This window comes from Pseudomonas caspiana (genome assembly GCF_002158995.1).
GTDB lineage: Bacteria > Pseudomonadota > Gammaproteobacteria > Pseudomonadales > Pseudomonadaceae > Aquipseudomonas > Aquipseudomonas caspiana.
Genome location: NZ_LOHF01000013.1, coordinates 70,106 through 82,817, shown reverse-complemented (window position 1 = coordinate 82,817; position 12,712 = coordinate 70,106). Strand labels below are relative to the sequence as shown.

14 protein-coding genes are annotated in these 12,712 nt (G+C 56.4%); 12 read left to right on the top strand and 2 right to left on the bottom strand.

All coding sequences use genetic code 11. The features are described from left to right. Positions 1-13: 13 nt before the first annotated feature. The 12 genes from AUC60_RS16105 to glmS all read left to right on the top strand — a co-directional run bounded on the left by AUC60_RS16105 (position 14) and on the right by glmS (position 11,488). Positions 14-421 (top strand): F0F1 ATP synthase subunit I, encoded by a 408-nt coding sequence (locus AUC60_RS16105; protein ID WP_087269420.1) that lies wholly within the window; start codon positions 14-16, stop codon positions 419-421. Positions 422-437: 16 nt separating this feature from the next. Continuing rightward, on the top strand, positions 438-1,307 hold the full coding sequence (gene atpB, locus AUC60_RS16100; RefSeq protein WP_027901591.1) for a F0F1 ATP synthase subunit A: 870 nt from the start codon (positions 438-440) through the stop codon (positions 1,305-1,307). 147 nt (positions 1,308-1,454) lie between these two features. Further along, positions 1,455-1,712 carry a F0F1 ATP synthase subunit C gene (gene atpE / locus AUC60_RS16095; protein ID WP_002555987.1) on the top strand — a complete coding sequence of 86 codons (258 nt, stop codon included), beginning with the start codon at positions 1,455-1,457 and terminating at the stop codon, positions 1,710-1,712. Between the two features lie 57 nt (positions 1,713-1,769). Next, on the top strand, positions 1,770-2,240 hold the full coding sequence (locus AUC60_RS16090) for a F0F1 ATP synthase subunit B (protein ID WP_087269418.1): 471 nt from the start codon (positions 1,770-1,772) through the stop codon (positions 2,238-2,240). A 12-nt stretch (positions 2,241-2,252) separates the two neighbouring features. Beyond that, on the top strand, positions 2,253-2,789 hold the full coding sequence (locus AUC60_RS16085) for a F0F1 ATP synthase subunit delta (protein ID WP_027901593.1): 537 nt from the start codon (positions 2,253-2,255) through the stop codon (positions 2,787-2,789). A gap of 21 nt (positions 2,790-2,810) precedes the next feature. After that, entirely contained in the window at positions 2,811-4,355 is a 1,545-nt protein-coding gene (atpA, locus tag AUC60_RS16080) for a F0F1 ATP synthase subunit alpha (RefSeq protein ID WP_032628510.1), read from the top strand. Positions 4,356-4,405: 50 nt separating this feature from the next. After that, the gene (atpG, locus tag AUC60_RS16075) at positions 4,406-5,266 is read left to right on the top strand and encodes a F0F1 ATP synthase subunit gamma (RefSeq protein WP_087269415.1); all 861 of its coding nucleotides are present in this window, start codon (positions 4,406-4,408) and stop codon (positions 5,264-5,266) included. Positions 5,267-5,293: 27 nt separating this feature from the next. Continuing rightward, positions 5,294-6,673, top strand: a complete 1,380-nt coding sequence (atpD, locus tag AUC60_RS16070; protein WP_087269412.1) for a F0F1 ATP synthase subunit beta — start codon at positions 5,294-5,296, stop codon at positions 6,671-6,673. A 44-nt stretch (positions 6,674-6,717) separates the two neighbouring features. After that, positions 6,718-7,143 (top strand): F0F1 ATP synthase subunit epsilon, encoded by a 426-nt coding sequence (locus AUC60_RS16065; protein ID WP_027901597.1) that lies wholly within the window; start codon positions 6,718-6,720, stop codon positions 7,141-7,143. 116 nt (positions 7,144-7,259) lie between these two features. After that, positions 7,260-8,627, top strand: a complete 1,368-nt coding sequence (glmU, locus tag AUC60_RS16060) for a bifunctional UDP-N-acetylglucosamine diphosphorylase/glucosamine-1-phosphate N-acetyltransferase GlmU (protein ID WP_087269409.1) — start codon at positions 7,260-7,262, stop codon at positions 8,625-8,627. A gap of 248 nt (positions 8,628-8,875) precedes the next feature. After that, on the top strand, positions 8,876-9,643 hold the full coding sequence (locus tag AUC60_RS16055) for a DeoR/GlpR family DNA-binding transcription regulator (RefSeq protein WP_087269405.1): 768 nt from the start codon (positions 8,876-8,878) through the stop codon (positions 9,641-9,643). Positions 9,644-9,652: 9 nt separating this feature from the next. Beyond that, entirely contained in the window at positions 9,653-11,488 is a 1,836-nt protein-coding gene (gene glmS / locus AUC60_RS16050) for a glutamine--fructose-6-phosphate transaminase (isomerizing) (RefSeq protein WP_087269402.1), read from the top strand. 367 nt (positions 11,489-11,855) lie between these two features. Here glmS and AUC60_RS16045 read toward each other — a convergent pair whose 3' ends face one another. Further along, positions 11,856-12,107: a DUF2790 domain-containing protein gene (locus AUC60_RS16045; RefSeq protein WP_087269398.1), complete on the bottom strand. Its 252-nt coding sequence runs from the start codon at positions 12,105-12,107 to the stop codon at positions 11,856-11,858. A 109-nt stretch (positions 12,108-12,216) separates the two neighbouring features. Beyond that, positions 12,217-12,687, bottom strand: a complete 471-nt coding sequence (gene cynS / locus AUC60_RS16040; protein ID WP_087269395.1) for a cyanase — start codon at positions 12,685-12,687, stop codon at positions 12,217-12,219. Between the last annotated feature and the right edge of the window lie 25 nt (positions 12,688-12,712).

Here is a 12,712-nt window from a genome sequence, read left to right as displayed (position 1 = left end):
AGGAGCAGTAGTGATGGAGACACGCATGCCAAACCGCTTGCCGTTCCATCGACTGGCGGTTTTCCCGGTACTGCTGGCTCAATTTATTGTCCTGCTGCTGGCAGCCCTGGCGCTGTGGCAGTGGCATGGAGTCGTAGCCGGATATTCGGGGCTGTGCGGAGGCCTGATAGCCTGGCTGCCCAATTTGTACTTTGCTCATAAGGCTTTCCGGTTTTCCGGGGCTAGAGCAGCGCAAGCCATAGTCCGGTCATTTTATGCCGGCGAGGCGGGCAAACTGATTTTTACGGCAGTGCTTTTTGCATTGACCTTTGCAGGTGTGAAGCCATTGGCGCCGATAGCGGTATTCGGCGTGTTCATGTTGATCCAGGTGGTCAATTGGTTCGCTCCCCTGCTGATGAGAACAAGACTTTCGAGACCTTAGGGCGTTTGAGGCACACATGGCAGAGCAAACAGCTTCGGGCTATATCCAGCACCACTTGCAGAACCTGACTTTCGGTCAGTTACCAGATGGCGGCTGGGGTTTTGCCCACACCGCTGCAGAAGCGAAGGAAATGGGCTTTTGGGCTTTCCACGTCGATACTCTCGGCTGGTCTGTTGCCCTGGGTCTGATTTTTGTCCTGATTTTCCGTATGGCCGCCAAGAAGGCAACTTCTGGTCAACCGGGCGCGCTGCAGAACTTCGTTGAAGTGCTGGTCGACTTCGTAGACGGCAGCGTGAAGGACAGCTTCCACGGTCGTAGCCCGGTGATTGCACCGCTGGCGCTGACCATTTTCGTCTGGGTGTTCCTGATGAACGCCGTCGACCTGGTTCCAGTTGACTGGATTCCTCAGTTGGCGATCCTGATCTCGGGCGATTCGCACATTCCTTTCCGCGCTGTTTCGACTACTGACCCTAACGCCACGCTTGGCATGGCTCTGTCGGTCTTCGCGCTGATCATTTTCTACAGCATCAAGGTCAAGGGCATCGGCGGCTTCATCGGCGAACTGACCCTGCACCCGTTCGGCAGCAAGAACATTTTTGTTCAGGCGCTGTTGATTCCGGTGAACTTCCTGCTTGAATTCGTGACTCTGATTGCCAAACCGATTTCGTTGGCACTGCGTCTGTTCGGCAACATGTACGCTGGCGAGCTGGTGTTTATCCTGATCGCCGTCATGTTCGGCAGCGGCCTGCTCTGGCTCAGCGGCCTGGGCGTGGTTCTGCAATGGGCGTGGGCTGTATTCCACATCCTGATCATCACCTTGCAGGCGTTCATCTTCATGATGCTGACCATCGTGTATCTGTCGATGGCTCACGAAGATAACCATTAAGACTCGCCTGGCGCGTCTGGATGTACCTCTCGCTTCGGCGAGAGGAGGCCGCAAGCGGGAAACCGTAAAGGCTGATGTAAAACGATTTGTTTTACCGCTTTAATCTAAGAAAACCTAACCAATACGACGTAAAAGTCGGGAGGAAAGATGGAAACTGTAGTTGGTCTAACCGCTATCGCTGTTGCACTGTTGATCGGCCTGGGCGCACTGGGTACTGCAATCGGCTTCGGCCTGTTGGGCGGCAAATTCCTGGAAGGCGCAGCTCGCCAGCCAGAAATGGTTCCAATGCTGCAGGTTAAAATGTTCATCGTTGCCGGTCTGCTCGACGCCGTAACCATGATCGGTGTTGGTATCGCTCTGTTCTTCACCTTTGCGAACCCCTTCGTTGGTCAACTCGCTGGCTAATCTCTCGATTCTTCGAGGTGATTGGTGTGATGGACAACGAACGAGCGAGGTGTTGGCGTGAACATTAATGCAACCCTGATTGGCCAGTCCGTTGCGTTCTTCATTTTTGTGCTGTTCTGCATGAAGTACGTTTGGCCTCCGGTCATTACGGCTTTGCACGAACGTCAGAAGAAGATCGCGGATGGACTGGACGCTGCCAGCCGAGCAGCTCGCGACCTGGAGTTGGCCCAAGAGAAAGTGGGTCATCAACTGCGCGAAGCTAAAACTCAGGCAGCCGAGATCATTGAGCAAGCCAAGAAACGCGGTACTCAGATTGTTGACGAAGCCCGTGAACAGGCTCGCGTCGAAGCTGACCGTGTGAAGGCTCAGGCTCAGGCCGAGATCGAACAGGAACTGAACGGCGTCAAAGACGCGCTGCGCGCCCAATTGGGTAGCCTGGCAGTCGGCGGTGCGGAGAAGATCCTGGGTGCCACAATCGATCAAAACGCGCACGCGGAGCTGGTTAATAAACTGGCTGCTGAAATTTAAGCGAGGGCGATCATGGCAGAACTGACCACGTTGGCCCGACCTTACGCTAAGGCAGCCTTCGAGCACGCCCAGGCCCACCAGCAACTGGCCAATTGGTCAGCCATGCTCGGCCTGGCTGCAGCGGTGTCGCAAGACGACACCATGCAGCGCGTACTCAAGGCCCCGCGACTGACGAGCGCAGACAAGGCCACCACTTTTATTGAAGTGTGTGGCGACAAGTTCGATGCCAAGGCACAGAATTTCATTCACGTCGTTGCTGAAAACGACCGTCTCCCGCTTCTGCCGGAGATCGCCGAACTGTTCGACCTGTACAAGGCCGAGCAGGAAAAATCGGTCGATGTGGATGTCACCAGTGCTTTTGCATTGAACCAAGAACAGCAAGACAAACTCGCCAAGGTTCTCAGTGCACGGCTCGGCCGGGAAGTGCGCCTGCATGCTGCGGAGGATGCCACCCTTATCGGTGGTGTCGTAATCCGCGCCGGCGACCTGGTTATCGATGGCTCAGTTCGCGGCAAACTCGCGCAACTAGCCGAAGCATTGAAATCTTGAGTTTGAAGGGGCAGCAGAGCAATGCAGCAACTCAATCCTTCCGAAATAAGTGAAATCATCAAGGGTCGCATCGACAAGCTCGATGTAACCTCCCAAGCCCGTAACGAAGGCACTGTCGTCAGCGTATCTGACGGCATCGTGCGGATTCACGGTCTGGCCGACGTAATGTACGGCGAGATGATCGAGTTTCCGGGCGGCGTCTACGGTATGGCGCTGAACCTTGAGCAAGACTCTGTAGGTGCTGTGGTATTGGGCGCATACACGACTCTGGCTGAAGGCATGAGCGCCAAGTGCACTGGCCGCATCCTCGAAGTTCCGGTTGGTAAGGAACTGCTGGGTCGCGTAGTCGACGCACTGGGTAACCCAGTTGACGGCAAAGGTCCGCTGAACAACACCGAGACCGATGCGGTCGAGAAAGTTGCTCCAGGCGTGATCTGGCGTAAGTCGGTAGACCAGCCTGTACAGACTGGCTACAAGGCTGTCGATGCCATGATTCCAGTCGGCCGTGGCCAGCGTGAGCTGATCATCGGTGACCGTCAGATCGGTAAAACCGCTCTGGCCATCGACGCGATCATCAACCAGAAAGACAGCGGCATCTTCTGCGTATACGTAGCAATCGGTCAGAAACAATCGACCATCGCCAACGTTGTTCGCAAGCTTGAAGAAAACGGCGCACTGGCTAACACCATCGTCGTGGCTGCAAGTGCTTCTGAATCCGCTGCGCTGCAATTCCTTGCACCGTACTCGGGTTGCACCATGGGTGAATTCTTCCGCGACCGCGGTGAAGACGCGCTGATCGTTTATGACGATCTGTCCAAGCAAGCAGTGGCTTACCGCCAGATTTCCCTGCTGCTGCGCCGTCCACCAGGCCGTGAAGCTTACCCAGGCGACGTGTTCTATCTCCACTCCCGTCTGCTGGAGCGCGCATCGCGTGTTTCCGAAGAGTACGTAGAGAAGTTCACCAACGGCGCAGTGACCGGCAAAACCGGTTCCCTGACCGCATTGCCGATCATCGAAACTCAGGCTGGCGACGTTTCCGCGTTCGTTCCGACCAACGTGATTTCCATCACCGACGGTCAGATCTTCCTGGAATCGGCCATGTTCAACTCTGGCATCCGTCCAGCAGTGAACGCCGGTGTTTCGGTATCCCGTGTGGGTGGTGCCGCTCAGACCAAGATCATCAAGAAGCTCTCCGGTGGTATCCGTACCGCTCTGGCTCAGTACCGTGAACTGGCAGCATTTGCCCAGTTTGCTTCTGACCTGGACGAAGCGACCCGTAAGCAACTTGAGCATGGTCAGCGCGTTACCGAGCTGATGAAGCAGAAGCAATACGCACCAATGTCGATTGCTGACATGGCGCTGTCGCTGTATGCCGCTGAGCGTGGGTTCCTGACCGACATCGAAATCGCCAAGATTGGCAGCTTTGAACAAGCGCTGATTGCTTACTTCAACCGCGATCACGCCGATTTGATGGCGAAGATCAACGTGAAGGGTGACTTCAATGACGAAATCGACGCTGGCATGAAAGCCGGTATCGAGAAGTTCAAGGCCACCCAAACCTGGTAAGCCGCAGCGGGGGCCGCAAGGCTCCCGCTTGCTAACCTGATAGGTGTTACATGGCAGGCGCAAAAGAGATTCGCAGCAAGATTGCGAGCATCAAAAGCACGCAAAAGATCACCAGCGCCATGGAAAAAGTGGCGGTCAGCAAAATGCGCAAGGCTCAAATGCGCATGGCTGCTAGCCGTCCTTACGCGGAGCGCATCCGCCAGGTGATTGGTCATCTTGCCAACGCTAACCCGGAATACCGCCACCCGTTCATGGTCGAGCGCGCTGTAAAGCGTGTCGGCTATGTCGTAGTGAGCAGTGACCGTGGTCTGTGCGGTGGCTTGAATACCAACCTGTTCAAGGCTCTGGTCAAGGACATGGCGGTAAACCGTGAAAACGGCGTAGAGATCGATCTGTGCGTGGTTGGCAGCAAAGGTGCGGCATTTTTCCGCAACTTCGGCGGTAACGTCGTCGCTGCGATCAGCCACTTGGGCGAAGAGCCGTCGATCAATGATTTGATCGGCAGCGTCAAGGTGATGCTGGATGCCTACCTGGATGGCCGTATTGATCGCCTGTCCGTGGTATCCAACAAGTTCATCAACACCATGACCCAGCAGCCAACAGTGGAGCAATTGATTCCGCTGGTGGCAACCCCGGATCAGAAACTCAAGCACCACTGGGACTATCTCTACGAACCCGATGCCAAAGAGCTGCTTGACGGCTTGATGGTTCGCTACGTTGAGTCGCAGGTGTACCAGGCGGTGGTCGAGAACAACGCAGCTGAACAAGCAGCGCGGATGATCGCGATGAAGAACGCCACAGACAACGCCGGTGATTTGATCAGTGATTTGCAGCTGATCTACAACAAGGCGCGTCAGGCAGCGATCACCCAAGAGATCTCGGAAATCGTCGGCGGCGCTGCCGCGGTTTAACGGTTCAAATATTAGAGGAACCAGCTAATGAGTAGCGGACGTATCGTTCAAATCATCGGCGCCGTGATCGACGTGGAATTCCCACGCGATAGCGTACCGAGCATCTACAACGCGCTGGAAGTCAAAAGCGCGGCAGGGACCACCCTGGAAGTTCAGCAGCAGCTGGGCGACGGCGTGGTTCGTACCATTGCGATGGGCTCCACCGAGGGCTTGAAGCGTGGTCTGGAAGTTTCAGACTCTGGCAAAGCCATCTCCGTACCAGTCGGTAAAGCGACTCTGGGCCGGATCATGGACGTGCTGGGCAACCCGATCGACGAAGCTGGCCCGATCGACACCGAAGAACGCTGGGGCATTCACCGTGCTGCGCCGTCCTTCGCTGAACAAGCTGGTGGCAACGATCTGCTGGAAACAGGCATCAAGGTTATCGACCTGGTTTGCCCGTTCGCCAAGGGTGGTAAAGTCGGTCTGTTCGGTGGTGCCGGTGTAGGCAAAACCGTAAACATGATGGAACTGATCCGTAACATCGCCATCGAGCACAGCGGTTATTCCGTGTTCGCCGGTGTGGGTGAGCGTACTCGTGAGGGTAACGACTTCTACCACGAGATGAAGGATTCCAACGTTCTGGACAAAGTGGCACTGGTTTACGGTCAGATGAACGAGCCGCCGGGTAACCGTCTGCGCGTAGCACTGACTGGCCTGACCATGGCCGAGAAGTTCCGTGACGAAGGTAACGACGTTCTGCTGTTCGTCGACAACATCTACCGTTACACACTGGCCGGTACTGAAGTATCCGCACTGCTGGGCCGTATGCCTTCCGCAGTAGGTTACCAGCCGACCCTGGCTGAAGAGATGGGTACTCTGCAAGAGCGCATCACTTCCACCAAAAACGGTTCGATCACTTCCATCCAGGCCGTATACGTACCAGCGGATGACTTGACTGACCCGTCGCCAGCGACCACGTTTGCCCACTTGGACGCAACCGTCGTACTGTCCCGTGACATCGCCTCCCTGGGTATCTACCCAGCGGTAGATCCACTGGATTCGACTTCGCGCCAGCTGGACCCGAACGTTATCGGCCAGGAACACTACGACACCGCTCGCGGCGTTCAGTACGTGTTGCAGCGCTACAAAGAGCTGAAGGACATCATTGCGATCCTGGGTATGGACGAGCTGTCGGAGACCGACAAACAGTTGGTTAACCGTGCTCGTAAGATCCAGCGCTTCCTGTCGCAACCGTTCTTCGTGGCTGAAGTCTTCACTGGTGCATCGGGTAAATACGTTTCCCTGAAAGACACCATTGCTGGCTTCAAAGGCATCCTCAACGGTGACTACGACCACCTGCCAGAACAAGCGTTCTACATGGTCGGCGGCATCGAAGAAGCGATCGAGAAAGCCAAGAAACTGTAATCCCAGCGCCCGGCAACGGGCGCTAATCAGGTCGAGGCAAGCAAATGGCTATAACAGTCCATTGCGATATCGTCAGCGCGGAAGGAGAAATTTTCTCCGGTCTGGTCGAGATGGTGATTGCGCACGGTAACCTGGGTGATATCGGTATCGCTCCAGGCCACGCGCCGCTGATCACTGATCTGAAACCAGGTCCGATCCGCTTGATCAAGCAGGGCGGAGCAGCCGAGGTGTTTTACATCTCGGGTGGTTTCCTCGAGGTTCAACCGAACATGGTCAAGGTGCTTGCCGACACTGTGCAACGTGCTGATGACTTGGACGAAGCCTCTGCTCAGGCGGCCGTAAAGGCAGCCGAGAAGGCCCTGAACGAAAAAGGCGCAGATTTCGATTACGGATCTGCGACTGCTCGTCTGGCCGAGGCCGCAGCCCAGCTGCGTACCGTTCAGCAAATTCGCAAGAAGTTCGGCGGCTAACCCCGTCGTCTTCTGCGCGATTGAGAAAAAGGGTAGCCTCGGCTACCCTTTTTCTTTTTTCAGGATCTGCCGACGCTTGTGGATAAGTGACGCGGCGCGCCTCAGTTGGAAATCCCATGTCTCTTGATATCGTTATTCTCGCGGCAGGCCAAGGCACTCGCATGCGCTCGGCACTCCCGAAAGTTCTGCATCCTGTTGCCGGTGACTCAATGCTTGGCCATGTTATCCACAGCGCTCGGCAATTATCGCCGCAGCGTATCCACGTGGTGATTGGTCATGGTGCGGATATCGTCCGTGAGCGTTTGGCCGCCGACGATCTGAATTTCGTCATGCAAGACAAGCAGTTGGGCACAGGACACGCTGTGGCTCAGGCACTGCCGGAGCTGACCGCCGAAACCGTGCTGATTCTCTACGGCGATGTGCCGCTCATTGAAGTTGAAACGCTGCAGCGCCTGTTGAAGCAGGTCAATGGCGAACAGCTGGGTCTGCTGACCGTCAACCTTGACGATCCGACCGGCTACGGCCGCATCGTGCGCGACGAGCAGAACCGTGTGCGTGCCATCGTCGAGCACAAAGACGCGACAGAAGCCCAGAAGGCTATCACCGAAGGCAACACCGGCATTCTCGCCGTCCCAGGCAAGCGCCTGGCGGATTGGCTGGGACGGCTATCGAATAACAATGCTCAAGGCGAGTATTACCTGACTGATGTGATCGCCATGGCAGTTAATGATGGTCTGGTGGTTGCTACTGAGCAGCCTCACGACGCCATGGAAGTTCAAGGCGCCAACGACCGCAAACAACTGGCTGAGCTGGAGCGCCACTATCAGCTGCGCGAAGCTCGACGCTTGATGGCGCTGGGCGTAACGCTGCGCGATCCGGCCCGTTTTGATGTGCGCGGCGACGTGACAGTGGGGCGCGATGTGCTTATCGACATCAACGTCATCCTCGAAGGCCGGGTCATCATTGAAGATGACGTGGTCATTGGCCCGAACTGCGTCATCAAAGACAGCACCTTGCGCAAAGGTGTGGTGGTCAAGGCCAATAGTCATCTGGACGGCGCAATCATGGGCGAGGGCAGCGACGCCGGTCCATTCGCTCGTTTGCGTCCCGGCAGCGTCTTGGGAGCTAAAGCCCATGTGGGTAACTTTGTAGAGCTCAAGAATGCTCGTCTGGGTGAAGGTGCCAAGGCCGGGCATCTGACCTATCTGGGCGACGCTGAAATCGGCGCGCGCACTAACATCGGTGCCGGTACGATCACCTGTAACTACGACGGCGCGAACAAGCACAAGACTGTGCTTGGTGAAGACGTATTCATCGGCTCCAATAACTCGTTGGTTGCCCCTGTGGATATCTCGTCAGGCGCCACTACGGCAGCAGGCTCGACTATCAATCAGGATATCCCGGCCGAACAGTTAGGCGTCGCTCGCGCCCGCCAGCGCAACATCGAAGGCTGGAAGCGCCCGGTTAAAATAAAGAAAGACTGAAGTTATCCACAGAGCGGTAACTGGCTCTCTGTAGGAGCTCATGAGCAACGTGAGGCAGCGATTGCGCTCTGCCTGACACACCGCGGTCGCGGCCGTCGTAACCTCCGTGCGCTCCTACAGAGTATGCATTTCAAATCCACCATTTGATGTGATGCCTTACCAAGAGTCGGCACATCAACGCTTGACGACTATCTTCGAATAGGTTTTGATTGCCGCTGTTATCTTCCGAATCGAAACTTAAGTCTCTCATGTCGAAACGCAATACACCTCAACGACGTCACAACATCCTTGCGTTGCTCAGCGAGCAGGGTGAGGTGAGCGTGGATGAATTGGCCAAGCGCTTCGAAACTTCCGAAGTTACGGTTCGCAAGGATCTGGCGGCACTCGAAAGCAATGGGTTGCTATTGCGTCGCTACGGAGGCGCGATCACCTTGCCTCAGGAACTGATTGGCGAGAACTCGCAGCCCGTCTCCAAGTACAAGCAAGCCATCGCCCGTGCGGCAGTGAAGCGGATTCGGGAGCATGCGCGGATCATCGTCGACAGTGGCAGCACCACGGCGGCGTTGATCCCCGAACTCGGCCAGCAGCCGGGCTTGGTGGTCATGACCAATTCCCTGCATGTCGCCAGTGCGCTGAGCGAACTGGAGCACGAGCCTGTTCTGTTGATGACCGGTGGTACCTGGGACCCGCACTCGGAGTCTTTCCAGGGGCAGGTCGCAGAACAAGTACTGCGCTCCTACGATTTTGATCAGTTATTCATTGGTGCCGATGGCATCGATCTGTCTCGCGGTACCACCACTTTCAACGAGTTACTGGGGCTGAGCCGCGTCATGGCTGAAGTTGCCCGCGAGGTGGTGGTGATGGTCGAGGCGGACAAAGTAGGTCGCAAGATACCCAATCTGGAGCTGCCCTGGAGCAGTATCCATACCCTGATTACTGATGATCGCCTGCCACTTGAGGCGCGCGAACAGATACAAGCCCGCGGCATAACCCTGATTTGTGCCGCTGTCAGCTAGGAGAAACTTATGTGTGGAATTGTCGGCGCAGTCGCTGAACGCAACGTCACCGCCATCTTGGTAGAAGGACTCAAGCGTCTGGAATATCGTGGTTACGATAGCGCGGGCGTCGCGGTGTTCAATAACGCCGGTGTGCTTGATCGCCGCCGTCGTTCTGGCAAGGTCAGCGAACTGGAGCAGGCACTGGCAGGTGAGCCATTGCTGGGCCGTCTCGGTATCGCCCACACCCGTTGGGCTACCCACGGTGCACCTTGTGAACGCAATGCCCACCCGCACTTTTCCGGTGACGAACTGGCAGTTGTCCACAACGGCATCATCGAGAACCATGAGCCATTGCGCGAGCGCCTCAAGGGCTTGGGCTATGTATTCGTTTCCGACACTGACACCGAAGTCATCGTCCACTTGTTGCACCACAAACTCAAAGACACCCCTGACCTGACCGTTGCGTTGAAAGCGGCTGTAAAAGAGCTGCACGGCGCATACGGTCTGGCAGTGATCAGTGCCAAACAGCCTGACCGGCTGATAGCCGCCCGCAGCGGCAGTCCGCTGGTGGTGGGTTTGGGCCTTGGGGAAAACTTCCTCGCGTCCGACCAAATGGCGTTGCGTCAGGTCACCGACCGTTTCATGTATCTGGAAGAAGGCGATATCGCTGAAATCCGTCGTGAAAGCGTGCAGATCTGGGCTGCGGATGGTTTGCCGGTTGAGCGTGAAATCGTGCAATACCGTGAAGGCGCAGAGGCTGCTGACAAAGGCGAGTTCCGCCACTTCATGCTCAAGGAAATCCACGAGCAGCCGAAAGTCGTGCAGCGCACACTTGAAGGCCGCCTGGGTCAGCAACAAGTGTTGGTGCAGGCGTTTGGTCCACAAGCGGCTGAACTGTTCGCCAAAGTGCGTAATGTGCAAATCGTTGCCTGCGGTACCAGCTACCACGCAGGCATGGTCGCGCGTTACTGGCTGGAAGGGCTGGCAGGCATCCCATGCCAGGTGGAAGTTGCCAGTGAGTTCCGTTATCGCAAGGTAGTGGTACAGCCGGATACCCTGTTCGTCTCGATTTCCCAGTCCGGCGAAACCGCTGACACCCTGGCCGCACTGCGCAACGCCAAGGAGCTGGGCTTCCTGGCCAGCCTCGCCATTTGTAACGTCAGCATCAGCTCGCTGGTTCGCGAGTCCGACCTGACATTGCTGACCCAGGCCGGTCCTGAAATCGGCGTAGCGTCGACCAAAGCCTTTACCACCCAACTGGTCGCACTGTTGTTGCTGACCCTGTCTCTGGGTCAGGTTCAAGGTACATTGGCCGAAGGCGTTGAAGCCGAGCTGGTTGAAGAGTTACGCCGCCTGCCGACTCGTCTTGGTGAAGCATTGGCCATGGACAGCACGGTCGAGAAAGTCGCCGAGTTGTTCGCCGAGAAGAACCACACCCTGTTCCTGGGCCGTGGCGCTCAGTTCCCGGTAGCCATGGAAGGTGCACTCAAACTCAAAGAGATCTCTTACATCCACGCCGAAGCCTACCCGGCAGGCGAGCTTAAGCACGGTCCTTTGGCGTTGGTCGACAGCGATATGCCGGTGGTCACCGTTGCACCGAACAACGAGCTGCTGGAAAAGCTGAAATCCAACCTGCAGGAAGTACGCGCCCGTGGCGGTGAGCTGATCGTCTTCGCTGACGAACAAGCCGGTATGAGCAATGGCGAAGGCACCCACGTCATCGCGATGCCGCACATCGTCGACGCCTTGGCACCGATCCTCTACACCATCCCGTTGCAACTGCTTTCGTATTACGTAGCGGTATTGAAGGGGACGGACGTTGACCAGCCACGTAACTTGGCCAAGTCAGTGACCGTGGAATAAGTTATCCACAGCTCCGATATATCAAGACGCTGATGCTCGGAACTTACTATCGAGAGAGAATCAGACAGGGGCATCGCAGGGCGGCCGTATAAAGCTCGAAGGAAACAAGTGGGTGGCACTCATGTTGCCCTCTGAAGCAATCACTTACCTTCGAGCATCCGCGCAGGCTCTTCATGCTCCTGCATGCGCTGAGTCAGCAACTCAGTGGTAGGCTAGTCATTAACCCTTGTCCAGCAGCGGGAGGATGCCGCGGACAGTTTGGGTTACGGCCTCCCGCCCACTTTTGGCCTTGATCGCAGCCGCCGCGGCCATGTTGCCGTCAGCGTTGTTACCAAACTGGCCATCACGCAGATGTGTCGACTTTGGTTTAGTTCGTACAACCACTACCCAACACGTGGTATTCCATGATGTGCCGGTTGCCCTTGGAATCGTCGTAAGTCATCTGCATCGGCACTACAGCGCAGGCGTTAGGTAAGTCCGTGATCCCCACCACGTGGGCGATATCCAGGTCTTGAGAATAACGGTAGGGTTCAACCTTCGCTTGTGCGGTCTGCGGAGCTTCATCAGCCATGGCGACAGATCCGATGCAGCTGAGGAACAATACAAGTAACAGTTTCATAGCAATCACCTTATTGAGGGCGTGAGAAGGCCGAAGCACTTAAGTGGTGCTCAGTCGTAATAAAGGGTTGGGTATGACCCGACGTCGTCAGACGCCGGGTTGATTCACATCAGAAAGGCTTGGTAGGCAGGTATTTGCCATCCAGAGTGATCACAGCGCGATGGCCACCGTCCGGGTCTTCAACCTTCTTAATGTCCAGCTTGAAGTTGATGGCGCTGATGATGCCGTCGCCGAACTTCTCGTGGACTAGCGCTTTGAGGGTGGTGCCGTAGACCGACATCATTTCGTAGAAGCGGTAGATGGTTGGGTCGCTCGGGATACCTTCAAAAAAGCTGCCGCGAATAGGCATCGTTTGCAGCAGAGCGACTTCATCGGCATCGAGGTCGAGCTTTTTGCCCACGACTTTCGCGGCGTCGGCAGGCAGCGGATGCTGGCCAAGCAGAGCAGCAGTGACGAACGCCTCGGACAGGCCGGTGCCCTCAACAATCTGTGCGAAGGAGAGGTCCCTGCGGGCCTTTGCCAGAATGATGGTTTCAGTCAGTTCCTGACGAGCGGTACGGGTAGCTTGAGTCTGGATCATGGTGAATCTCCTCGGTGGGTAAGGG